Source organism: bacterium, assembly GCA_024226335.1.
Lineage (GTDB): Bacteria > Myxococcota_A > UBA9160 > SZUA-336 > SZUA-336 > JAAELY01.
On sequence record JAAELY010000529.1, the window covers coordinates 1 to 22,583 of the forward strand.

Annotated in this window: 21 protein-coding genes; 13 read left to right on the forward strand and 8 right to left on the reverse strand. The window is 61.9% G+C overall.

Translation table 11 applies throughout. The features are described 5' to 3' along the window. Nucleotides 1-185: 185 nt before the first annotated feature. The 3 genes from GY725_25520 to GY725_25530 are packed head-to-tail and all read right to left on the reverse strand — an operon-like array spanning nucleotide 186 to nucleotide 2,477. Nucleotides 186-1,151, reverse strand: coding sequence for a GNAT family N-acetyltransferase (locus GY725_25520; protein MCP4007554.1), 966 nt, complete (start codon nucleotides 1,149-1,151; stop codon nucleotides 186-188). Nucleotides 1,152-1,154: 3 nt separating this feature from the next. Next, nucleotides 1,155-1,433 (reverse strand): YciI family protein, encoded by a 279-nt coding sequence (locus GY725_25525; GenBank protein MCP4007555.1) that lies wholly within the window; start codon nucleotides 1,431-1,433, stop codon nucleotides 1,155-1,157. Nucleotides 1,434-1,457: 24 nt separating this feature from the next. After that, nucleotides 1,458-2,477, reverse strand: a complete 1,020-nt coding sequence (locus GY725_25530; GenBank protein MCP4007556.1) for an isocitrate dehydrogenase — start codon at nucleotides 2,475-2,477, stop codon at nucleotides 1,458-1,460. 121 nt (nucleotides 2,478-2,598) lie between these two features. Here GY725_25530 and GY725_25535 point away from each other — a divergent pair, with 121 nt between their 5' ends. From GY725_25535 to GY725_25555, 5 genes are all read left to right on the forward strand, one after another. After that, the gene (locus GY725_25535) at nucleotides 2,599-2,913 is read left to right on the forward strand and encodes a tetratricopeptide repeat protein (protein ID MCP4007557.1); all 315 of its coding nucleotides are present in this window, start codon (nucleotides 2,599-2,601) and stop codon (nucleotides 2,911-2,913) included. 13 nt (nucleotides 2,914-2,926) lie between these two features. Further along, nucleotides 2,927-3,850, forward strand: coding sequence for a hypothetical protein (locus GY725_25540; protein ID MCP4007558.1), 924 nt, complete (start codon nucleotides 2,927-2,929; stop codon nucleotides 3,848-3,850). Then, the gene (gene ltaE, locus GY725_25545) at nucleotides 3,847-4,857 is read left to right on the forward strand and encodes a low-specificity L-threonine aldolase (protein ID MCP4007559.1); all 1,011 of its coding nucleotides are present in this window, start codon (nucleotides 3,847-3,849) and stop codon (nucleotides 4,855-4,857) included. Before GY725_25540 ends, ltaE begins: the two co-directional genes overlap by 4 nt. Further along, on the forward strand, nucleotides 4,857-5,294 hold the full coding sequence (locus GY725_25550) for a YkgJ family cysteine cluster protein (protein MCP4007560.1): 438 nt from the start codon (nucleotides 4,857-4,859) through the stop codon (nucleotides 5,292-5,294). The genes ltaE and GY725_25550 overlap by 1 nt, the downstream gene beginning before the upstream one ends. 83 nt (nucleotides 5,295-5,377) lie before the next feature. Then, nucleotides 5,378-5,956 (forward strand): hypothetical protein, encoded by a 579-nt coding sequence (locus GY725_25555; protein MCP4007561.1) that lies wholly within the window; start codon nucleotides 5,378-5,380, stop codon nucleotides 5,954-5,956. A gap of 142 nt (nucleotides 5,957-6,098) precedes the next feature. Here GY725_25555 and GY725_25560 read toward each other — a convergent pair whose 3' ends face one another. After that, on the reverse strand, nucleotides 6,099-6,437 hold the full coding sequence (locus GY725_25560) for a P-II family nitrogen regulator (GenBank protein MCP4007562.1): 339 nt from the start codon (nucleotides 6,435-6,437) through the stop codon (nucleotides 6,099-6,101). Between the two features lie 29 nt (nucleotides 6,438-6,466). Further along, nucleotides 6,467-7,864: an ammonium transporter gene (amt, locus tag GY725_25565; protein MCP4007563.1), complete on the reverse strand. Its 1,398-nt coding sequence runs from the start codon at nucleotides 7,862-7,864 to the stop codon at nucleotides 6,467-6,469. A gap of 215 nt (nucleotides 7,865-8,079) precedes the next feature. Here amt and GY725_25570 point away from each other — a divergent pair, with 215 nt between their 5' ends. Continuing rightward, complete coding sequence (locus tag GY725_25570; protein ID MCP4007564.1) at nucleotides 8,080-9,507, forward strand: DUF4124 domain-containing protein; 1,428 nt, start codon at nucleotides 8,080-8,082, stop codon at nucleotides 9,505-9,507. Nucleotides 9,508-9,822: 315 nt separating this feature from the next. On the opposite strand, the gene GY725_25575 is transcribed toward GY725_25570, so the two are convergent. Next, nucleotides 9,823-10,539, reverse strand: a complete 717-nt coding sequence (locus tag GY725_25575; protein MCP4007565.1) for a hypothetical protein — start codon at nucleotides 10,537-10,539, stop codon at nucleotides 9,823-9,825. A 1,134-nt stretch (nucleotides 10,540-11,673) separates the two neighbouring features. On the opposite strand from GY725_25575, the gene GY725_25580 reads away from it, so the two are divergent. Continuing rightward, entirely contained in the window at nucleotides 11,674-12,939 is a 1,266-nt protein-coding gene (locus GY725_25580; protein ID MCP4007566.1) for an amidohydrolase family protein, read from the forward strand. Between the two features lie 264 nt (nucleotides 12,940-13,203). Here the strand turns inward: GY725_25580 and GY725_25585 are convergent, their stop codons facing one another. After that, nucleotides 13,204-14,748, reverse strand: coding sequence for a YifB family Mg chelatase-like AAA ATPase (locus GY725_25585; GenBank protein MCP4007567.1), 1,545 nt, complete (start codon nucleotides 14,746-14,748; stop codon nucleotides 13,204-13,206). A gap of 179 nt (nucleotides 14,749-14,927) precedes the next feature. Here GY725_25585 and GY725_25590 point away from each other — a divergent pair, with 179 nt between their 5' ends. From GY725_25590 to GY725_25615, 6 genes are all read left to right on the forward strand, one after another. Next, nucleotides 14,928-16,718: a tetratricopeptide repeat protein gene (locus GY725_25590; GenBank protein ID MCP4007568.1), complete on the forward strand. Its 1,791-nt coding sequence runs from the start codon at nucleotides 14,928-14,930 to the stop codon at nucleotides 16,716-16,718. A 97-nt stretch (nucleotides 16,719-16,815) separates the two neighbouring features. Then, nucleotides 16,816-17,790: a M28 family peptidase gene (locus tag GY725_25595; GenBank protein ID MCP4007569.1), complete on the forward strand. Its 975-nt coding sequence runs from the start codon at nucleotides 16,816-16,818 to the stop codon at nucleotides 17,788-17,790. 98 nt (nucleotides 17,791-17,888) lie between these two features. Then, nucleotides 17,889-18,548, forward strand: coding sequence for an OmpA family protein (locus GY725_25600; GenBank protein ID MCP4007570.1), 660 nt, complete (start codon nucleotides 17,889-17,891; stop codon nucleotides 18,546-18,548). A 61-nt stretch (nucleotides 18,549-18,609) separates the two neighbouring features. After that, complete coding sequence (locus tag GY725_25605) at nucleotides 18,610-19,896, forward strand: VWA domain-containing protein (protein MCP4007571.1); 1,287 nt, start codon at nucleotides 18,610-18,612, stop codon at nucleotides 19,894-19,896. Then, nucleotides 19,893-20,741: a MotA/TolQ/ExbB proton channel family protein gene (locus GY725_25610; GenBank protein ID MCP4007572.1), complete on the forward strand. Its 849-nt coding sequence runs from the start codon at nucleotides 19,893-19,895 to the stop codon at nucleotides 20,739-20,741. Before GY725_25605 ends, GY725_25610 begins: the two co-directional genes overlap by 4 nt. Nucleotides 20,742-20,743: 2 nt before the next feature. Continuing rightward, the gene (locus GY725_25615; GenBank protein MCP4007573.1) at nucleotides 20,744-21,145 is read left to right on the forward strand and encodes a biopolymer transporter ExbD; all 402 of its coding nucleotides are present in this window, start codon (nucleotides 20,744-20,746) and stop codon (nucleotides 21,143-21,145) included. A gap of 6 nt (nucleotides 21,146-21,151) precedes the next feature. Here GY725_25615 and GY725_25620 read toward each other — a convergent pair whose 3' ends face one another. After that, nucleotides 21,152-22,540, reverse strand: a complete 1,389-nt coding sequence (locus tag GY725_25620) for a hypothetical protein (GenBank protein ID MCP4007574.1) — start codon at nucleotides 22,538-22,540, stop codon at nucleotides 21,152-21,154. Nucleotides 22,541-22,583 lie beyond the last annotated feature (43 nt).

Sequence of the window (22,583 nt, forward strand, 5' to 3'; positions counted from 1 at the left end):
CGGGCTTCGTCGAGCCAACGCGCGAGCAACTCCAGCGGCGTTTCCGGTAGCGGGTCGATCAGCGAGGGATCGCTGGGAATGTCCTCAAACGGCATGCCGACAAGCTAGCCCGGATTTCTTACCGCGGCGCGACTGCGGCGGTGCAACTAACTCGAGAACACGATCGGGTCGTTGGCAGGCGTCGTTCAGAAGCGATCTGAAAGCCAGTAGATCGAGCCGGATTCGCCCACGATCCTGTGCAGAAGGGCTTCGTCTTCCAGTTCGCCCTCGACTCCGGTCAGAGAATGCAGCTTCTTCGAGTCCAGGACCTTCCACATCGCGGAGGGATCGTCGGCGGGTTGCGGATCGGCGTCGGCGCGATTAAGGGCATCGAGCAGGCCGGAATCGTGCGACGTGTGCAGTGCCATGCGAGCCGATTCCGGCGCGATTGAGAGCAGAACGGCGCTCAATTCGTCGGTGCGATCGGCCAGACGGCCGTACTCCATCGCAAAAGGGACGCCTTCGATTGTGATTCCCCGCGCGTAGGCGACGAGCGCGCCGCCAGACACGACGACCCGGAAGTCCTCGTCGGGAGTTCCCGCGTAGCGCAGCTGACCTCGCCAGTACGCGTCGTCGCGAATCGTCGTCCACGGGTGATCCGCGTTATAGGCTTCGTAGATTTCGCGCACCGCGGGCAAGTCTGCACTCTCGAAAACGCGTATTTGAAAAGCATCGCTCGAAACCGCTCCAGAGTCCGAGCGCCGGATCGAGAGCATCGGTCGGGGCATCTGATGCCAGCCGAGCGGTTCGTAGAAAGTGAAACGTCCGGTGAAGAGCAGTCCGATCGGCATGTCTCGAGCGCGCATCTCCTCGGCCGCCTGGCGCATCAAGGCACTGGCCAGACCCTGGCTGCGATGACTCTTCAGACACGCAACGCTCCCGATTCCCCCCAGCTGCAGTTCCGCGTCGCCGAATCTCACCGGGATACGAAAAATCTGCACGCTGGAGACGGGGCGTTCTCCATCGCAGGCCAGTAGGAAATCGCCGGGTTCGAAGCCGGGAAAGTCATCCATATAGCTCGCGAAAAGATCGCGTTCCGAGAACGCTTCCTCGAGCAGATCGAGCACCGGTTCGCGCTCTTCGGCGCGCATCTTGCGGAACTCGATGGCCAACGATCAGTCGTCCTGCGGATGGACCTTGCGAGTCTCGATCACCTCGTGACTCGCGAACACTCCCTGCACCACATACGGGTCCGTGGCGGCAAAAGCCTGTGCGGCGCTGAGATCTTCAGCTTCGAACACGATCACACTTCCGCAAGGCTGGCTCTGGGCGTCGATCAGCGGCCCTGCGTAGGAAACGCCCCCGCTATCGGCCAGAGGTTGCAGGTTTGCAAGGTGCGCCTCGCGGTGTTGCTTGCGCAACTCGAGGCCCCGGGAACTGTCTCGACCAATCATTACGAATAGCGGCATGCCGCTATTCTACGCGAGCTTCACCGCGAGTGCGTCGGCGACCACCTGGGTGAACTCCTGGGTGTTCAAATCTCCCCCGATGTCGCCGGTGCTCTTGCCGCAGGCGATCGCATCCAGCAGGGAAAGGCGCAGCGCGTGTCCGAGGTCGTAGCGGTCCACGTGGTCGAGTAGCAGAGCGAAGGCCAGCAGGATCGCGGTCGGATTGCATTTGCCCTGTCCGGCGATATCCGGTGCAGTTCCGCCCGCCGGATCGAACATGGCCACGTCGATCTCGCCATCGGGTGTGAAGCTGTAGTTGCCGCTCGCGCCAGTTCCCAGGCTTCCGACCAGACCCGAAGCCATATCTGACAGGAAGTCGCCGTATTCGTTCAGGACGAGCACCACCTGGTAGTACTGCGGGTTCAGGATGACCTTGGCGAGGAGGGCGTCAAAGAGTTCGACGTCGTGGTGAACGTCTCCGAAATCCTGGGCGACCTCGCGCACGATCGTTTCGAAGAAGCCGTCGGTTACGGCCTGGATGGTGTGTTTGGAAGAGGACGTGACTTTCAGGTTCTTCTTGCGCGCAAACTCAAAGGCGAAACGGGCGGCTTCGAGTGTGGGCTGGCGCTCCACGATGCGCAGAGACACCGCCGCCTCGTTTCCGATCAGGCGTCCGGGATCCTCGTAGGTACCGCCGGTGGCCACCCGCACGACGTGCAGAGCCACGTTCTCTTTGAAGTTCGAAGAGATGCCCTCGATCGAGACGACTGGACGGTGGATGACACTGAAGTCCAACCTGCGACGCAGGACGGCGTTGGGGCTCTCGGCTTCGGTGATGGTCGGATACTTCAGCGCCAGGCGCGTGCGTCGAATCGACTCCACGGCTTCGTCGTAGACGGCCTCGCCCCGGACCCGGCGATTCTCCAGCGACAGGTCGACCGTATCGAAGTGGATGTCGATCGGCAGTGTGGCCGCGATCTCCTGGATCACCTCCCGAAGTTCCGGTCCAATTCCGTCTCCCCACAATTCGGTGATCTCGAGCCGGTCCATTGGCCAATCCCCCGTTACGGCTCAGCCTTCAGACACGGCAGCCGCGCAACATAGGTCCTGCTTATCGGACGTCGCCGGAAAATTCCGGCGGGCTGCTAGACTCCGCACCTCGGGAGGATGCATGGCCGATCTCAAGCAACTGTACCAGCAGGCATTTGACGCCTTCGCGCGCGGCGACCACGAAGCTGCCATCGAGGCGTATCAGCAAGTGATCGAGGTCGACTCCGGGTTTTCGCTGGCCTACCAGGGGCTCGCGGAGGTCTACGGCCGAACCGAACAGCTCGACGAAGCCGTGGCGACGATCCGCAGAGCCATCGAAGTCGACCCCGAAGAGTCGCTGTACTACACGAGTCTTTCGCGCTTCTTGCAACGGCAGGGCCGGATGGCGGAAGCGGAGGAAGCCGCCGCACGCGCTGCTCAGACGCAGTCTCGCTGAGGGCGCGCCGAGCTTGGCAGCCAAAGAGCTACTGCTCGCCGCGCTGGTCGGTGTCATCCACGTCCACCATGCGCCTTCTCACGACAGTGACGCGCCGTTCGAGGCGGTGCTCGATGCGGCCTGGCACACGGGTGTTGATTTTCTCGTCCTGACCGAACACGCAGCCGACTCGGAGCAGTCTGCTCCGCTTCCCGCCGCCGAGCGCGCCGGAATCCATCGCAGTCCGGATGGGCGAGAACTCCTGGTGATGGTCGGTGCGGAGTTCGGCAGCAGCGACGGCCATGTCCTGGGCCTGCAGATTCGACGGACCGTGCCTTCACTGCAACGCAGGGGAGGGCAGGTTCTGCAACGCAGTGGAGCGCAGGTGATTCGGGCGATCCACGCACAGGGCGGATTCGCCGTGATCCCACATCCATTCACTCACGGCGGCTGGCACGATTGGGAGGCCGACTTCGATGGTCTGGAAGTGCAGAACACCGCGTCGGACTTCGCGAAGCTATACGGCCCGCTGCTCCCGTTGCGCCTGCTACGGCATCGGATCTTTCGTCGGGCTTCCCTGCGCCGACTCTGGGTGCGCCCCGATCGCGAACTCGAAAAGTGGGAAAGCCTATTGGTCGCGGGCCGCAGGCCTGTCGCCTTCTCGGGTGCGGATGCCCATCGCAATGTTTCGTTGCTCGGCTGGCAACTCGATCCATATGAGCAGGCCTTTGCCGGAGTGCGCACCGTCTGCCCGGGAAATGATCTCGACCCTTCCGCGATCTGGAAGGACCTGCGCGCGGGGCGCTGCTACATCCACTACGCCGTCCACGAGCCCCAGCGCGCCGTTGCGGTAGAGCATCGCCTGCCCTCCGGACGGGTCGAACTGCGGATCGACGACGGGCGTCGCATTCTCGAAATCCGGAATCCGGAAACACCCGGTTATACTGCGGACCCATGAGTACGATCGATCTGCGCAGCGATACCGTTACCCGACCGAATACCGAAATGCTCGAAGCCATGATGGGTGCCGAAGTCGGAGACGACGTCTACGGTGAAGACCCGACCATCAACCGACTCCAGGCGATGGCCGCCGAGCGTCTGGGCAAAGAAGCCGCGCTCTTCGTGCCCTCGGGAAGCATGGCGAATCAGATTGCATTGCGCGCGCACACCGAGCCAGGTGATGCCGTGATTGCCGGTCAGGACGTACATATGTTCTTGTACGAATCGGGAGCGGCCGCCGCGATCTCAGGTGTGCAGTTCAATCTCGTCGGCGAGGATGGAATTTTCGGAGCCGACGACGTGCGGTTCGGAATTCACCCCGGCGACGATCACTTTCCCCGCACGCGACTGGTCTGTGTGGAAAATACGCACAACCGCAGCGGCGGACGCGTCTTCCCCCCAGACAATCTGAAGGGGATCACTCAGATGGCGCGCGAGGCGGGTTTGGGCACCCACCTGGATGGTGCGCGAATCTTCAATGCAGAGGTCGCCAGCGGAATCCCGGCGGCCGTTCTGGCAGAGGGTTTCGACTCGGTTTCGTTCTGCCTGTCGAAGGGACTCGGTGCACCGGTCGGTTCTCTACTCGTGGCCTCGAACGAGTTGATCGAGCGCGCACATCGTTTCCGCAAGATGCTCGGTGGTGGCCTGCGCCAGGCCGGTTATCTGGCCGCCGCGGGCATTTTCTCGCTGGAGAACAATGTGAAGCGACTCGCCGAGGATCACGCCAATGCGCGACGCCTCGCGGATGGACTGCGGACGATTCCGGGTGTGTGCCTTCACGCCGAACCCGAGACGAATATGGTCCTGTTCGGATGCGAAGACATCCTGGGTCTGTGCGTGAGGCTGAGAGAGAAATCCGTGCTGATCAATCCGATCAGTTTCGAAGCGCTGCGCGCCGTCACACACCTGGATGTGTCGGCTGAAGAAATCGATCGAGCGATCGAGGCCATCGGGACTTCGCTCTGATGGCCCAGGCCGACAAGGTGCCAGCCGAGGGTCTGCGCTTCGAGTGTACCCAGTGTGGGGAATGCTGTACCGCTCGCGGCGAGTACGCCTATGTGTATCTGAATGCCGAAGAGGTCGAAAGGCTGGCAGACTTCACCGGTGTTTCGATCCCCGTCTTCAAGCGCGAACGCACGTTTCGCGACGAGGAAGGCTGGAGGCAATTGCGTTTCGAGGGTGATCGGTGTTTCTTTCTGGACTCCGAAACCAATGCGTGTAGTGTGTACGAAGCGCGACCGATCCAGTGTCGAACATTTCCTTTCTGGAACAGCATGATCGATCGCGGAAACTGGAGCGAAGACGCGCTTCGACTGTGTGAGGGCCTCGGTCGCGGACGGCTCTACTCGGTTGAGGAGATCCACAAGAGAATGGTCGAAATGGACGAGTCCGAGGAAGATTGACCCCGCGGAGATTCCTTTTTCGAATATTTCACGCCCGCACATCGACCTACTTCTCGATGCCTACAACCAGGAGATCAAACCCGATGTCAGAGACGAGAAAGCGTGATTCTACCACTGTGACCGGAGCTGAGCTTTCGCTCGAACTGTCGCTGAACAGGCGCCAGATTCTCGGGGCCGCGGCTCTGGGAACGGCAGCACTCCTGCTTCCGCGGGTGTCGTATGCCGACACGGCTTTCGAACTTCCGGCCCAGACGGTCAAGGCGTTGGAGAAGAGCACCCTGATCTATCTGTCCCCGCTGAAGAAGGACGGCGACGAGAGTACCTGTCACGGTGAAGTCTGGTTCATGCACGATCAGGGCTCGGTCCTCATGATGACCGGCACGAAGAGCTGGAAGGCAAAGGCTTTGCGCAGCGGGCTGGACACTGCGCGAATCTGGGTCGGTGATTTCGGCACCATCAAGCAAGCTGGCCAACGCTATCGCGAGGCACCTGGCTTCAAGGCAAAGGCGAGTCGCGAACTCGATGGAGCGGCCTTCGATCGGCTGAAGAGGAAGTACAGCGAGAAGTATGCGGATGGGTGGGGCAAGTGGGGACCGCGATTCCAGGAAGGCTGGGACGACGGTTCACGCACACTGATCCGCTACACGCCGATTTCCGGCTAGGAACCCGGCCTCAAGACTGCTCGCGATGCCTGGCCGCCGCGCAAACGAAACGGGCCTCGACACCCCGGAGGGGTCGAGGCCCGAACGCGCGAATCACCGGAAGGGAATTCTGGTGGTGAATCGCTCGTTCCAACCTCTCGGGTCAGATGGCGGAATCCCCCCTGTCCCCCGTGCGGATTCGCACTGTTTCCTCGATGGGCAGGACGAAGATCTTTCCGTCCCCGATCCGTCCGGTGTGTGCCGCCTGGTGGATCGTTTCCACGACCTTCTCGGCCATATCGTCGATCACGACCAATTCCATCTTCACTTTTGGCAGAAGTTCGACCACATACTCGGCTCCCCGGTAGAGTTCAGTGTGACCGCGCTGGCGACCGAAGCCCTTGACCTCGCTGATCGTGATGCCCTGAACACCCACGTGGCTGAGCGCTTCTTTGACCTCGTCGAGCTTGAAAGGTTTGATGACCGCCTCGATCTTTTTCATGCTGTCCTCCTGCCGCTCGCGGGTTTCACTCAGGCTTCACTCGCTACGAGTTCCGTCGGTGTGCTGGCACGGACTGCACCTCTGAGCGAGATACTGGCCAGGTCGTCGGCAATACCGCTGAGTCCACCCGGTGTCAGGTCGTAGGCGTGGGCGCCGTGCTCGGCGAGGTCCAGCCCTTCCCATTCTTCTTCCTCGGACACGCGCAGACCCATGGTCGCCTTGACGACCGAGAAGATCGCGAAGGCCGAGGCGACGGTTGCACCACCGTAGGCAGCTACACCGAGCAACTGGATCAGGAACTGTTTGAGCCCGGCCATCTCGCCGAACAGACCGACCGCCAGGGTTCCCCAGACACCACAGACCAGGTGGACCGAGATGGCACCGACCGGATCATCGATCTTGATGCGATCGAAGAACAGGACCGAGAACACCACGATGCCACCGGCTACGCCGCCGATCAGGATGGCCGATCCCATCGCCATCTGATCCGCGCCTGCGGTGATGCCGACCAGTCCGGCCAGGATTCCGTTGAGAGACATGGAAAGATCGGGCTTTCCCGACTGGATCTGAGAAATCAGCATGGCCACGACTCCACCCGCCGCTGCCGCTAGACACGTGGTGACCAGCGTGAGCGAAGTCGCACCCGGATCCGCACTCAGCACGGAGCCGCCGTTGAAGCCGAACCAGCCCAGCCAGAGCAGGAATACGCCGACGGTCGTCAGTGGAAGATTGCTACCGGGAATCGGCGTCAGGCGACCGTCCTTGGCGTACTTGCCGATACGTGGGCCGAGCATCCAGGCGCCTACGAGTGCGCCCCAACCGCCGACGGAGTGAACTAGCGTCGAACCCGCAAAGTCGTAGAAGCCCAGGCCGTCGAGCCAGCCGCCGCCCCACTTCCAGGAACCCGCGATCGTGTACACGAACGCCACGAAGAGGGTTGAGAAGACCATGAACGAGGACAGCTTGATGCGTTCGGCCACTGCGCCCGAAACGATCGTCGCGGCGGTGGCCGCGAACATCGCCTGGAACAGGAAGTCGGTCCAATACGTGTAGCCGCCGCTCGCGTAGGCGACTGTGTTGCCATCGACTCCGGGTGCGACACCAAAGCCCGCAAACCCGAGTACACCGCCCACCAGGTTGAAATCACCCGGATACATCAGATTGAAACCCACGATCGCGTAGGTGAGGATTCCCGTGCAGATCACGAACGTGTTCTTGAACAGGATGTTCGTGGTGTTCTTCGCGCGCGTGAGTCCGGATTCGACCATCGCAAAGCCCAGATGCATGATGAACACGAGGCCCGCGGCCACCATCATCCAGGTATTGTTCACGGTGAACATCTCCTGGCTGACCGTTTCTTCTGCGATTGCGAACTCCGGAATCAATAAGGCTCCAGCGAACGCTGCGAGCAGGACCTTGTTCTTCATGGTTTCCCTCCTGTACCGCCGCCCGGCACGCTGCCGCTCGGTTCTCCCGATCGTCCAGAGCAACGACTGTGCCAACCCGAAAAGGGGCGTAACGGCCCGGAATACCGCCTTTGGGCGGGCTCGTGCCCAGTGTCTGATCAGCGACTGCACAAGCCGTGACCTGCTCGCACCCGCTCAAGTTGCCGCCATTTTTCAGCCGATTATCAGGCGGAACCATGTTGGGAAGACACTCGCTACTGGCGCTGGTCCTCGTTCTCCTGGTCGGGCCGACTCCCGCCCCGGCGGAGGTGTACACCTGGGTCGACGAACAGGGGAAGGTGCACTTCTCGGATACTCCGCGCGGAGGCGCGACACGCGTTGTACCGCACACGGAGAAACCGGCCGCTTCGCTCGAACGCGACGCACGAGTCCCGTCGAAAGCGATCCCTTACAGGGGCCAACTCCCGTCCCTGCGACTGGCGGTTGCGGACGTCGAAGTCGATCTGCCTGCCCGGGGACGGACACGCCTGCCCGTGGGAAGACAGTACCGCGGCTACTACTGCAATAGTGGCGCCGAAGATCTGCTCGTGAACCTCGAAAGGAAGCTGAAGGGTTCGACGCTCCTGCCTCGGGATTTTCATCGTCGGCTCGCAGAACTGGCCTACCAGCCCCCGGAGTTCGCCTCGACCGGGCGCAAGAAAGTGACGATCGCCGATCTACAAGCCGTTCCCACGGTGACTCGACTCTCGCTTCGATCGTGTATGGGCCGGGGTCGCAGGAACGGCCAGTCCCTTCCCAACAAGAATCTCGTCGAAGTCCGTATTCACTGGCGGGTTTTCGACCGCCTGAGTCAACAGACGGTCTTTGAAGGCACGACTGAAGCTCGCTTCGATCGCTGGAACCAGGAGTACCTTCCCGAGGAAAAGGACAAGGGCATCGTCACGGCGACGCGTCACGCCTTGCTGGCCGCCGCCGAGAAACTCCTGGCCGATCCCGAGTTCGTCGCCGTGCTTTCTCCAGATGGAAGCCTTCCCGCACAGGAGGAATCGACGCCCGCCGCGCTGACGGAGGTGACGCCGGATTTCCAGAATCTGCTACCGCAGGTACGCAGCGCCACCCCGATGATTCGCACCGTGCGCAGAAACGGCCACGGTGTCCTGATCTCTGACGAAGGTCACGTCTTGACCAACTACCGAGTGGTTGCAGACGGTCGCGAGGTCACCCGTGATTCGGTCATGGTCGTTTTCGAGTCCGAATCGATTCCGGGTCGGGTCGTGCGTTCGGACAAGCCTCACCGTGTCGCGCTGATCCTGCTCGAACGAATACCCGGAATTCGCCCGGTCCCCATTGCAAGCAGCGGTGTCCGCATCAGCGAACCCGTATTCGTATTGGGCGGCCCGCTCGAAGACTCGCTCGAACACACGCTCAGCGAGGGTGTCATCACGACCGTGCGAAACCTGCGCGGCAGCGAGAGGCGCTACTACCACACGAACGCGCCGGTCGATCGTGACAATCCGACCGGCCCCGTACTGAACCAGCGCGGCGAACTCGTCGCACTCGCTACCGGACTCGGTTTCAGCCGCACACCGGGCGCCAACTATCTGATCCCGATCGACGACGCTCTGGAGGCGCTGGGTGTTTCCCGTCAGCAGAAGTCGGACTGATTGTGGGTCTAAGCTAAGAGACACTTTGCGGGGTCTTTGACCCCGAGGAGAGTCTCAAGATGTCGAGAACGAAGAAACAATCGACCGAAGCCGCAGTGTGAGAGATCCGGCGGGCGTGGCCGGCGATCTCTCTGATAGCTGCTTCGTAGTTCATGGGTACCAGCCGTCAGACGCCTTGCTCGCAGCTGCCAGCCCCATCAATTTGCCGAGACAACGTGTCGCTCTCGATAGCTCTCGCCGACGGTGGTGCGGATCTTCCATCCCGCGATTGTCCCGCGCTACACGCTGTGCGGCGTTGAGAGGAACCTCGCGCCGCTAGTCGGAGGTCGGAAAGACGGGGATCGCCGGCAACAATCCGATGGCATGTGGCGACAGGTCCGTGGCCACAATCTCCAGCGTATTCGCGATCGGATCTCGGACGGTCGGCAAAGCTATCCATTCACAGTTCACTCCGGGAATGCAGCCCGGGAACGGGCTTACGAAGTGAAAGATCGCAAGTAGCTGCTCCTGAACCGGCATTAGGCCTTCATCGCTGTACCCGAACGTCACAGCAATACTCGAGAACTCGCCCGAGAAGTCGAGATTCCAGAAGAACGCCGGCGCCGTCGGTGTGATGAAGGTTAGTCCGCTGGGATCGATAAGGCACAACGCAAGGTCGTCCGTCTCGCAGAGTTGACCGCCGAACCACCCATCGGTCGTTGCATCTACCTCGGCCGAGACACCCCCTGGCTGTGAAGCTCCGCCGAGGATCTGACACTGCACTCCGGTTCCGGCCGCGATGAGACAGGCGCCTTCAGCGCCCGAGAGCACATCGGCGAGCGCGTCGCCCACACGAAGGGCATCGATATGTGATCCCCGGGGCGCCGACAGCAGCAGCTTGCGCCAGCTGGAGTCAGCGTTGTAGCCATCGATAACCAACTGAGGCGCGCCCAAGCCTGCTTCTCCGCCGAGCAGATTCGTCGGATTGATCCAGACGGAAACGCGCTCCTGCACCCCACTGGAATGGTCAAACTCGAGCTTGCCGAGGACCAAGTGGACGGGCCTGCTGAAGTCAGGGATAGCTCCTGAACACAGATGCCCAGTTCCTGATTGGGGAAAGAATGCACAGGTGTTGGGTGGCGACGTGCTTGCTCCCGCGAAGCCCAGCTCAATGGCCTGCTGGCCCGGCGCATCTTGACCAGACCCGACGAACAAACTTGGACCATTTCCCGGGGAGCGACTCGCCAGAAAGCTGAGCCATGAGGTGCCCGCTCGCTGCACTGAGAATTCTCGGCTCGGATCCGTGCCGAACCCGGTTCCCCCGTAGCGTCCGCCGGAGAGGTCGTTGCCGAGGTTGGAATACCCGGCCTGGTTCAATGTCATGTTCTCGCACTCGTAGATGCGACTTGTGTTCCCGGTACTCCATGCGACTGCGAAGCCGCTGCCCCCGCCTCTGCCTCCGATCGGCTGATCGCAGCCACTCTGGGCGTAGTTGAAGTGCTCAAAAATCAGCTCGGCCCGCGCCGTCCGAGACGACGCCATCCACACGATCATCGAGGCAAGTATCAAAAGCGAGACAGTTTTCATCCCGCTCGCACGCTACGCCGACCGGTCGAACCTTGCAACCGCCGGAATCATGCCGTTTTTCCTCAGCTCCAACCTCGCTATTGCCGGGCTGCGGTCCCGCGAAAACTCCGTCGCTCCTGAAGCTCCGAGCCTTTCGCGACGGCCAGAGTCGACGGCCCATGAGGACCCTCCTTAGCTTCATCCTAGCGATCCCTCGCGCTGCAGTGATCTCACGGCGCGATCTTGCCCTCAACAACCCTGATCTTCGGCAACAGCTCGCAGAGCATCAGCGCCGCAAGACGTGCCGAGTTCCTGGAGATGAACAACTTGCTAGGCCTCGAGCGCGCGGTCCATTGCTGCCTGAAACTTGTGCGCCATCTTCTTGAAACCCGCGCTCTTCGGGTGTATCTCGTCGTCCCACTGGCGCACTGAAGTGAGGGTGTTCCGCAGGTCGATGGGGTTCTACCCTGATTTCCCGGACACATCCAAGATAAGGCGCTAATTCGTCTACGGAAGTGGGTTAACTCCAAATTCCAGGGGTAGGTCATGGGAATTAAGGTCGACACCTTTGTGGACACGCATTGTCATATGTTTACCGCAGCGGACATTCCGCTGCTTACGTTGATCGAACGACAGATCGACCACCCGTTGAGGTTGCTCGTGGCTGCGGCGTTTGGCCCTATCGCTCAGAGGATCGGAATCATCGACTACAGACGATTCGTCAGGTTTCTCGACTCGGAGTCAATTCAGAACGTGAAGCAGGTAACGAGGGAGCTGAACAGGGCGATCAAGAGCGACCGGCTGGGGGATTGGAGTGTGGATGCGCGGGAGAGAATCCTCACCCCGCTCGTGATGGATTTTGATCTTAACGGCAAGGTCGAGAAGTTTGAGGCGCAGCTCTCACGTTTGATTGCGGCGGCATCGAGCCATGGAGCGGTGCCCCGGAACGCAAATGTCAAGGTTCTTCCGTTTGTGGGGCTCGATCCTCGGAGGATCGTATTCAAGAATCGAAAGGGCGGTGAGTTGTGCGTTCGCGAAGTGATTCGGAGCCGCGTGGATGCCTATCTCGAAGATCATGGTGTCAAGTTGGCTATCGAACGAAGAAAGCGGGCTAACCTCAAGAGTGGCGACGTCATCGGACTCAAGCTCTATCCACCGCTTGGCTTCAACGTCTACCCCCGCAACCCTGGGGAGCGAGAGGCCTACTTGGATCTCTACGAGCGTCTCGCCGAACTCGAGATCCCCATTACAGTACACTGCCAAGAGGGCTCCTTCGACTTGACTGATGGTCAGGTCAAGCTCTTCACGCGCCCAGAGAACTGGGCCCGTGTCATGAAGTCCAGACCCGGCCTACGTAGGTTGCGGATCAACTTCGGTCACTTCGGGGGTGAGCGGGGTGTAGCAGAGGCAATCAACTGGAAAGAGACGGAGGAGGATGACCTATTTGACGATACGGTCATCTCCCACCGGGCCGAAGGTGTATCGGAGCGCGGCTGGACCCATGGGATCGTCCAGTTGCTCAAGCGCTACGAGCACACCTATGCGGATATCTCAGCTTTCGACTTCGGTAACAGTCGCGCAGTGGCATCGTTGTTATGGCTTCTAGCCTACGATCGGCAGGGGAATCTTGATGCAGACGATGCGGAATGCCACAACTACCCAATTGCCCAGAAGCTGTTATGGGGCTCAGACTACCCAATGATCCTCGACAAGAACTGCAAGAACTACTCGCAGTACTTCTCGCACTTCATCAACACGCTGATCGACCGCCATGAAATCCGAGCCGCTGAAGAATACCCCATCCCTGCAGAGGGAAAACTCCCGAGTTCGTCTGCGTTGCTGAAAGCCTTGGTGGGCACAAACCCAGTTCGGTTTCTTTTCGGTTAGCATCCACAGCTGCAGGGCAGCGGGTGACATTGCAGATCCAGCCGGACATCCCGCCTTCCAAGTTGGTAGGACGGCCAAGGAGATCGGAATGACACACGATCAGTGAGAGATTCATCGAAAGAAGCGAATCATCGAGTACGCAGAGCGGATTGGGAAAAATGGGACCTGTCGATACTTCGGAGTTGCAAGATCGACCTTCTACCTGCGGAGAGAACGATTTGGCGAGATCGGAGACGAGGGATTGAAAGCTGGAGGCGCTGGGTTTCAATCCCTAAAATCGCTGCGCCGTTCGTCGCTGGCGTCGAGCTGTCTGTAACCGATCGCTTCGGCGAGGTGCTCGGTGGCGATTTCCGGGCTCCCGTCCAGGTCGGCGATCGTGCGCGCAACCCGCAGGACGCGCACGTAGGCGCGCATCGACAGTCCCAGCGAACGCACGGAACGCTCGAGTAGCGACGAGCCTTTGGCCGACACCGGGCAGTGTGAGGCCAGTTCTGCCGAGGGCAGCTGGGCGTTCAGCTCGAATTCTTGCCCGCGGTAGCGCTGGCTCTGCCGGGCGCGGGCGGCGAGCACGCGTTCGCGCACGACCTGGCTCGTCTCCCCGCGGGCCGTCTGATCGCTCATGTGTTTCCACTCCACCGGCGCGACGGGTACGTGCAGGTCGATGCGATCCAGTAGCGGACCCGAGAGTCTGGCGCGGTAGCGCCCGATCTCGGGATCGCCACAACTGCACTCGCGCCGCGCGTCGCCCCGGTAGCCGCACGGGCAGGGATTCATGGCCGCGATCAGCTGGAAGTGTGCGGGCAGGCACTCGATCGCGTGCGCGCGTCCGATGCGGATCTCGTGTTCTTCGAGCGGCTGGCGAAGTGCTTCGAGTACGTTTCGGCGAAACTCGGGCAATTCGTCCAGGAACAACACGCCGCGATGGGCCAGCGAGATCTCGCCGGGTCGAAGCGGCCGTCCGCCACCGGCCATGCCCGCATCCGATGTCGTGTGATGAGGAGCGCGAAACGGCGGCGTGCTGAGCAGGCCGGGGCGCGCAAGCGTTCCGGCGACGCTGTGGATGCGCGTGGCTTCGAGCGCATCGCGGTATTCGAGCGGCGGAAGCAACCCAGGCAGACGCTTCGCGAGCAGGGTTTTCCCGCTGCCCGGTGGGCCGATGAAGAGCAGGTTATGTCCTCCGGCCGCCGCCACTTCGAGTGCGCGACGTCCGCTCTCCTGTCCGCGTACATCGGACAGGTCGAGCGCTGTTCCGGGCGTCGCGTTCGTCGCATCGGGTGCGAGATCAGCCAGGGTGTCGAGCGCAGTTTCGCCGCGCAGGAAGCGGATCACCTGAATCAGATCGTTCGCGCCGAACGCCCGAACGCGCGGGTAAAGAGCCGCTTCGGTCAGGTTGCCCAGCGCCACGACGCTGCGTTCGAGTCCGTCGGCCGCCGCGAGCAGGGCGAGCGTTCCGCGCACCGGATGCAACGCCCCGTCGAGTCCGAGTTCCCCGACAAAGAGTGTGCTCGCCAGTTCTTCCTCTGGAATCTCGACGCGCGTCGCGGCGATGCCCACTGCCAGAGCCAGGTCGAGCCCGGTTCCGGTCTTGGGAATCTCGGCCGGGGCCAGGTTCACCGTGACGCGCCCGGGTGGAAACTCGAGTCCGCTCTGGCGAAACGCAGCGCGCACGCGATCGCGGCTCTCCCGTACGACGCGATCTCCCTGGCCGACGATCTGGAAGGAAGGCAGGCCGCGTCCCGCGTCGACCTCCACCGAAACGCGCACACCGCCCAGACCTCGTAAGCTCGCACCCCAGACGCGGATCAACATCTTCGAGACTCCAGCGGGACCGGAGTGGGGCAGGGGAAGCCAGGCCGAGTGCGGACTCAAGGCTCCCTGTTTCAGGTAACCCCAAGCCGTTCAAAGTGGCGGACGATCGACTCGCATGTCTTCAGCAAGCCGCCCGGCTGTGGTTAACTGATTCGAATGATTTTCCGGGTCCGATGAGAATGGGCGCGAAGCGCGAGATTCTGGCGATCTGCTGCGGCCTCGCGCTCGCGACCGTCTTCGCATTCGCACAACTGCGAAACGCCGAGTTTCTCGACTTCGACGACGACGAGTATGTGACGGCTAATCAACACGTTCTCGACGGTCTGACATCTGAGGGATTTCGCTGGGCGCTGGTCAGTTTCGACGCCAATAACTGGCACCCACTCACCTGGCTCTCGCATATGCTCGATCAGGAACTCTTTCCGGGCGATCCGGGTACCCAGCACCTGGTGAACGTGGCTTTTCATCTCCTGAACGCCCTGGGATGGTTCCTCTTGCTCGCCTGGATGACGGATTCGATCTGGCCTAGCGCGCTGGTCGCCGCGCTCTTCGCTCTCCACCCCTTGCACGTGGAGTCGGTGGCCTGGATATCGGAGCGCAAGGACGTCTTGAGCGGACTGTTCTGGATTGCGACCAGTGCCGCCTGGGTCGCCTGGCTGCGCAGCGGTCGGCGAGTTCTCTACGGTGCGGCCATCGCTGTGTTTGCGCTCGGGCTCGCGACGAAACCCATGCTCGTGACCCTCCCGTTCACACTCTTGCTCTTCGACTTCTGGCCGCTATCGCGTCTCCGGGCAGCGCGTCTTGGAGCCGCGCGCGTGCCATTGCGACGGCTCGTCGTCGAGAAACTGCCGTTGTTCGCTCTGTCACTGCTGGCCAGTGCCCTGACGTACTCCGCGCATCTGTCCGGAGGCAGCATGCAGGGTGTGGCTCAGTTGGGGCTCTGGCCGCGCGTCGCCAACGCGCTCGTCGCCTACGCCCGGTATCTGGGCAAGGCGATCTGGCCGACGAACCTGTCCATCTACTATCCGTACACGCACGCCTGGACGTCCGGACAGGTTCTGGCCAGCGCGCTCGCCCTGGCCGCAATCAGCTTCGCGGCATTTCAGCAGCGAGCCCGGCGCCCCTATCTGATCGTCGGCTGGCTGTTCTTTCTGGGAACGCTGGTGCCCACGATCGGAATCGTGCAGGTCGGGGGGCAGTCGATGGCCGAGCGCTACACCTACCTGCCCTATGTCGGGATTTTCATGGCGCTGGCCTGGGCGAGTGTGGACGCTCTTCGTTTCGCGCCGAGACTCAAAGGGGCAGGGGTCGTTCTGGTCGCACTCCTGCTGGTCGCTTGTGCTGTGCAGACACACCGCTATGTGTCGCAATGGCAGGATACGTTGAGCGTGTTTTCCCACGCGATCCGTTCCTATCCCGACAACCCGGTGGCATTGGTGACCGCGGGTCGCCAGCACGCGTTTCGCGGGGAAAGTGAGCTGGCCATCGAGATGTTCGAGCGAGCCCTGGTCCTGACGCCAGGCTACGAAAAGGCCCATTACAATCTGGGGGATGCGCGGCTTGCGCGCGGTGAACTCGATGCGGCGGCCGGGCACTTCGAGGCAGCTGTTCAGATCGCCCCCGAGGCCTGGTACGCCTGGCTCAAGCTCGGCGTCGCACACGAGGGCCGCGGGCACCCAGCGGAGGCCGAGGCCGCCTATCGATCGGGCCTGGCCCTACGCCCCGGCAATATCCCGCCGCGCTGTCGGCTCGCGGCGTTGCTCGCGCGCAGGGGGCAACGCACCGAGGCCGAAGCCCAACTGGGTCTGGCGCTGCGCTCCGCACAGGCCCGACTGGACTCGGGCCGGCGCGCCATGGCACGCGAATCGGGTCGGATGATTCAGTCGTATTCGCGGGACCTGGGTTTCGAGCAACTGGCCGAGCAGACCGGAAACTGGTTGGCAGACCTCGAATCCCACGCAGTCGAGTAGACGCGGTTCGGGCCAAGCGAGCCCGCCCCCTGTTGCGCGACGGGGGTCGAGCGTGCGACCTATGCAAATCGGTTCACTTGACCGGAGGTCTGCTCAGTTGGCGGCGAAACGAAGCAAGCGGGTGTTCGCCTGGCTGGTCGCACTCTCTCTGGTAGAGGGGTGTGGCGCGAGCGAGGTCGATCCATCTGAAATTCCGACGACTCGGGCCTTCGATTCCGAGCGCGCCTTCGCCGACCTGAAGGCGCTCGTGAACATCGGCCCACGTCACAGTGGCTCAGAAGGGGCGGAGCGGGCCCGCGCCCTGATCGCCAGCAGCCTGCGCCAGGCCGGCTGGCGGGTCGAGGAGCAAGGCTTCTCCGCCGGGCTTCCGGGTCGAGCGCCGATCCAGATGAAGAACATCGTCGGAACTCGCGAAGGCACACGCGATCGCCACATCTGGATCATCACCCACTACGACACCAAGGACATTCCGGGCATGCGCTTCGTGGGTGCGAACGACGGAGGCTCGGGCGTGGCGCTGCTGCTGGAGTTTGCTCGGGTCTTCAGCGCGATACGGCTGGAGTACGGCGTTTCGCTGGTCTTCTTCGATGGTGAAGAGGCGCTGGGCCGGTCAATCAACCAGAACGACGGACTCTACGGCAGCCGCTGGCTGGCTCGGGAAATGGAGCAGAAAAATCAGATCGCCTCGATCGCCGGGCTGATCCTGGTCGACATGGTGGCCGACAAGCAACTCAATCTGGCAGTGGACATGAGTTCTTCGCCTCGTCTGCGCCGCATCATGGTGCAGGCCGCGCGCAAGATTGGTGATCCAGAGCTCATAGATCCCGCGCAAACGCTCGCATTGATCGATGATCACACGCCTTTTCAGGAGCGCGGGGTCTCCAACTCATTGGGGATCATCGATTTCGAGTTCGGGGCGGGTCACTCTCCAGGGCCGCTCTGGCACACTCGAGGCGACGATCTGTCCGCGGTTTCGGCAGACAGTTTGAATAGGGTCGGAAGACTTCTGGTCGAACTCTTTCGCGGGATAGAGCGGGATCTACAGTCCAAAGAACGTGCAAACGCGCCTTGAGGACCCTACTTTCAGCGACCCGCTGGCGAAACGGATGCTGGCGAGGATGCTGGCCAAGAGCCACCACGAGCTACCAAGAGAAGGTAAGGGGAACTTCGATGCATATTCGATCTGCACTGGTCTTGAGTCTGCTGGCCTGTGTTTCAATGGGTTGCGAGACGGCCGGGTCGGTTCTCGATACCAAGGCGAAGCGGGGTGCGGTACTGGGAACTCTGGCGGGTGCGGCCGCGGGTGCCGCCATTGGTGGCAAGGACCACAGGGCCGGAGGGGCGTTGATTGGTGCAGCGGCCGGTGCGATCTCCGGCGGGCTGGTCGGAAAGTATCTGGATCAGCAGGCCGCCGATCTCGATGCAATCCCGGGTGCGGACGTCGAGAAGCGCGACGATTCGATTCTCGTGAACTTCCAGGGCGGGCTGTTGTTCGACAGCGGTTCGTCGAATCTGCAAGCCGGTGGCTACGATCGACTGCGCTCGATGGCGCGTACGCTCAACAATTACCCAAAGAGTCGCGTCATCGTGAAGGGCCACACCGACTCCGCCGGGACCGACGATTTCAACCAGAAACTCTCGGAAAAGCGCGCAGATCGCGTGCGCAACTTCCTGGTCTCTGAAGGCGTGTCTTCTGGACGCATCCAATCATTGGGTTTTGGTGAGTCGCTACCGATGTCCACGAACGCGACCGCCGAAGGGCGTGCGCAGAATCGTCGCGTCGAGGTCGAGATCCGGCCGGACGCGGAAGTCATGCGGAGTACGCAGTAAGGCGCTGTATTTCGCACAGACTCCGCAACCGGAGCGCCTCTAGCGCGAAGGGGCGTTGGGTATGCGTACGAAGATTACACTGACCAGTTTGCTTTTCGCCCTGACGATTGTCGGGTGGACAGGCCCCACGCTCGGTGCAGGGGACGAGAATCTGGTGCGCGTGGTCGTCGAATCCCCGCGCCCGGGAGAGGTCGTGAAGTCCCGGACCGATATGGCTCCCCTGAACGGGATTGCCACGGCCGGAGAGCGCCCCAGCAATTTTGACGTGATGCTCGTGATCGACGTATCCGGTTCGACCAAATACCCCAGCGGGATCGACATCGATGGCGATGGCGAGATTGGCGAGACCAAGCGCGCGCTGGTGCGCGCACTTCCGGACACTGAGAATACCGATCCCGAAGATTCGATCCTCGCCGCCGAGGTCACCGCCGGGATGAGTTTGCTCGAGGGGCTCAATCCGGAGCGCGTCCGCGTGGGGATCGTCTCGTTTTCCGGCGAGATCGACCCGATCACACACAGGCGTCGCTCTGTCGATCAAAAGGACGCCCTTCTGGAGCAGCCGCTTACGGACGACTACGCGCGGCTGAATCAGGCGCTCGAAGCTGTGTTGTTGCGCGGTCCCCACGGGGGCACGAATATGGAGGCCGGTGTGAAACTGGCCCTGCGCGAATTGGCTGGCCTGTCCGGAGCGCAATCGCAGCCCCGCCCGCGAGCCAAGCGGGTAATCCTGTTCCTGACTGATGGCAAGCCATCGCTGCCCTTTGGTCTGGCCAATCTGGAAGATCCCGAAGACACTGAAGCGGTCATCGCAGCCGCGCGGCTGGCGAAGGCGGCCGGCGTGACGATGAACGTCTACGGAATGGGTCCGCCAGCAATCGACTATCCGATTGCGGCGACCGAGATGGCTCGCGTCACCGGTGGGCTCTACACCCCGGTGCGCCGGCCGGGCGATATCGTGTCGCTGCTCACGGGCGTCTCCTTCGCCAATGTGGAAGCCGTCGTAGCGGTGAACCTGACGCTTCGGGAATCCTCGGGTCCCGACGACATCTGGTTGGCGCCGGACGGGTCTTTCCGTGGGTTTGTACCGGTTCGACTGGGCAAGAACCGCATCCGTGTTTCAGCGCTGGCGTCAGACGGTACGCGCGGATCGACAGAGTTGGACATAGTTTTCAAGCATCAGGGCCTTACTGATGCCGAACGGCGTGCGGAACTCGAACGAATCCGCGAACGTAACCGGGAAATCCAGTTGCGACTCGAACGCGAGCGGCAAGATACCTTCCGGAAACAGGAGCGTGAGCGCGCGCTGGAGATCGAAGTCGAAGACGACGACGAGGAGAGCCAACCTTGATCAAGTGGATCTCGGGGGCGCTGTTGGCAGTGTCCCTCATGACGTTCGCTGTCCCCGCCTACGCTCAGGAGGCCGGGAGCGCGACGGAGTCTGCCACGGAATCCGCGCCCGCGAGCCCGAGCGCTGTCGTGGTGGCTGCCCAGCGGGCTAGTTCGAGAGGTGCCGAAGAGGCCATCGACAAGGCGGCCGCGGCTCGCACGCTCAGGGACTACTACGACATGGGCGGCTGGATCATGCACTTCCTGGTGGCCCTCTCGATCATCAGCGGAGCGGTCATCCTCGAGCGGCTCTGGGGTCTCAGGCGAGGGTCCGTCATTCCCCGTCGTTTCCTGCAGAAGCTGCGCGATCACTCGCATCGCCGCGAAATGAAGCAGGTGCTCGAACTCTGTGCTTCTTCGGACAACGCCATTGCACGGGTGCTTCGCTCCGGACTGCTGCACTTCGACCAGGGTCTGGCGAACATGGAAGACGCGGTCGAGACGTCCGGTCAGCACGAGGCGACCGTACTGCGTCGCAACCTTCCCCTGCTGGCGGCCCTGGGGAATATGGCCACGATGATGGGCTTGCTCGGAACGGTGCTCGGCATGATCGAGGCCTTCGAACTGATTGCCAAGACCGGAACGGGTGATGCGCGAGTCGTCGCCTCGGGAATCTTCCAGGCGCTGATTACCACCGCCGCTGGGCTGATGGTGGGTCTGTTCGCGATCGGCTTTCACTCCTACTTGCGGCGCAAGGTAGAGGTCCTCGAAATCGATCTCGAGGAGAAGAGCTTTCGCATGCTCGAAGATCTCTGGGTCGGTCGTGAGCAAGGGCCGCGAAGCGACACGCCACCCGCGAAGGCCTGAGCATGGCGCGTCGCACCTCACAGGAGGACGAAGCCAGCCTCACCATGACGCCCTTGATCGACGTGGTGTTGTTGCTGCTGATCTTCTTCGTGGTCACGACCGTGTTCGTCGATCGCGAGATCGAGCTGCAACTGCCCGATTCGCAGTCTTCGAAGGTTCCCGATGAGAAGAAGAAGTTCACCGTCGAACTGGGCCGCGACGGCAGACTTGCGCTCAATGGCGAGACCATGACCGTTTTGAGGTTTGATCAGATGATCGAGGTCGAGGCCTCTGCGGACAATATCCGGTCTGTCGAGATCCGAGCTGACAAGATGACGGTCCACGGTCGCGTAGTCGAGGTGCTCGGCATCGTGAAGAAGCACGGCGTCGACAACGTGGGGATCGCGGTCAAACAGGCGACCTAGCCCGGACTACTCAACCAGATCGGGATCGTCGATGTCTTTTCGCACCAGCTTGCCCTTCTTGTAGTGCGAGGTGACGTCGACGCGCCCATCGTGGTTCATGTCCTCTTCCTTGCGTGCGAGGACGATCTTGGCCGCATCTCGGCCTTCGTAGTGTTCCCAGATGTCGGTCTTGCCGTCTCCATTGGTATCGCGTTCGTTGCGAACCGGAATTCCGTCGTCCCCGAAGAAGGTGCTGGAGTCCATCTGGCCGTTGTGGTTAGAGTCTTCCAGTTCGACGACACGGCGCTTGCCCTCGTAGTTGACGCGGCGGTCGACTCTCCCATCGCCGTTGGTATCGTGCTCTTCGTAGGTGAGCGTGCCGTCCTCGTAGACGTAGAAGCCATCGCGCTTGCCGTCGTAATCACGGTCCACTTCGACCCGAGTGCCTTTGCCGTTCTGGTAGACGATCCAGCGATCCGGAAGCCCGTCGCCGTTTGAGTCTTCCTGACGCGCCTTCACCTGGCCATCGGATTGATAGGACGTATGAGCATCGAGGATGCCGTCGTAGTCGGTGTCCTCGGCGCGGGTGAGAATGGTTCCGTCTTTCGCGTCGATCACGATTTCGAGTTCGGGCCGGCCGTCGCGATCCGCATCGAGTGTCTTGATGAGCCGCTCTTGCCGGCCTTCCTTGCGAACTGATTTGTCGAAGATCGAATCCGGAATCTTGCGCTCACAAGGCGGTTCCGGAGAAGCCATCGTGTCGGTGGAAACTCCGGTGGAGTCGCATTCATCAACCTGATCGCGGACCGTGTTTACTTCTTCCTGCTTCGAGATCGCCGCCAGCAATTGCTCCTGACGCCTCAGCTCAGCTTCAATTTCAGATTCCAGCGCTTCCTGGCGCTCGAGTTCTTCTTCGATCTCGCGCTCCATCGCCTGGTCGGCGTTTTCGTTGCGCCGCCTCCCGGTGGGGCCCGGGTTGCCGCGACCCGAATCGAAGGGCACGTCGCCGGTCACGAAGCCGTAGACTCCAAACAGCGCCGCCCCGATCGCCGCGCCGTAAACGCTGCCGATCTGGCCCCCGACTACCGTGCCGATGATCATGGCCTCGACGCCCGCTTCTGCGCGGCGTCTGACCTGGACGCCCGGACCGCGCTGCGATTGTCTGTCGCCAGTCGCCGATTCCTGGCCAGCGTCGACATCGTGGGTTTCATCGCTGGCTTCGGCAGTAGTGACGGCGACCGCTGCATCTGGAGTCGGTTCTTGCGCATCCGGTGCCGGTGCCTCGGCGCTCGGTTCGGAATGGACGGGTCCGCTCACGGGCCGCCGTGCGGTGCATGCAACGCTGGTCGACACAGCGGCAATCAGCAAGATCGCCAGCGCGCGACTCGACGGCGATGCGGATCGAGATGGATTCATCGGTGTCTCCCGGACCACGCGAGTGCATGGTAGCACTCCTGTC

Excerpts from the sequence above, each read along its gene's own strand:
- GY725_25620 (MCP4007574.1), bottom strand. The coding sequence starts at position 22,540 with ATGAATCCATCTCGATCCGCATCGCCGTCGAGTCGCGCGCTGGCGATC.
- ltaE (MCP4007559.1), top strand. The coding sequence starts at position 3,847 with ATGAGTACGATCGATCTGCGCAGCGATACCGTTACCCGACCGAATACC.
- amt (MCP4007563.1), bottom strand. The coding sequence starts at position 7,864 with ATGAAGAACAAGGTCCTGCTCGCAGCGTTCGCTGGAGCCTTATTGATT.
- GY725_25585 (MCP4007567.1), bottom strand. The coding sequence starts at position 14,748 with ATGTTGATCCGCGTCTGGGGTGCGAGCTTACGAGGTCTGGGCGGTGTG.
- GY725_25590 (MCP4007568.1), top strand. The coding sequence starts at position 14,928 with ATGGGCGCGAAGCGCGAGATTCTGGCGATCTGCTGCGGCCTCGCGCTC.
- GY725_25535 (MCP4007557.1), top strand. The coding sequence starts at position 2,599 with ATGGCCGATCTCAAGCAACTGTACCAGCAGGCATTTGACGCCTTCGCG.
- GY725_25605 (MCP4007571.1), top strand. The coding sequence starts at position 18,610 with ATGCGTACGAAGATTACACTGACCAGTTTGCTTTTCGCCCTGACGATT.
- GY725_25530 (MCP4007556.1), bottom strand. The coding sequence starts at position 2,477 with ATGGACCGGCTCGAGATCACCGAATTGTGGGGAGACGGAATTGGACCG.
- GY725_25615 (MCP4007573.1), top strand. The coding sequence starts at position 20,744 with ATGGCGCGTCGCACCTCACAGGAGGACGAAGCCAGCCTCACCATGACG.
- GY725_25555 (MCP4007561.1), top strand. The coding sequence starts at position 5,378 with ATGTCAGAGACGAGAAAGCGTGATTCTACCACTGTGACCGGAGCTGAG.
- GY725_25600 (MCP4007570.1), top strand. The coding sequence starts at position 17,889 with ATGCATATTCGATCTGCACTGGTCTTGAGTCTGCTGGCCTGTGTTTCA.
- GY725_25550 (MCP4007560.1), top strand. The coding sequence starts at position 4,857 with ATGGCCCAGGCCGACAAGGTGCCAGCCGAGGGTCTGCGCTTCGAGTGT.
- GY725_25525 (MCP4007555.1), bottom strand. The coding sequence starts at position 1,433 with ATGATTGGTCGAGACAGTTCCCGGGGCCTCGAGTTGCGCAAGCAACAC.
- GY725_25570 (MCP4007564.1), top strand. The coding sequence starts at position 8,080 with ATGTTGGGAAGACACTCGCTACTGGCGCTGGTCCTCGTTCTCCTGGTC.
- GY725_25560 (MCP4007562.1), bottom strand. The coding sequence starts at position 6,437 with ATGAAAAAGATCGAGGCGGTCATCAAACCTTTCAAGCTCGACGAGGTC.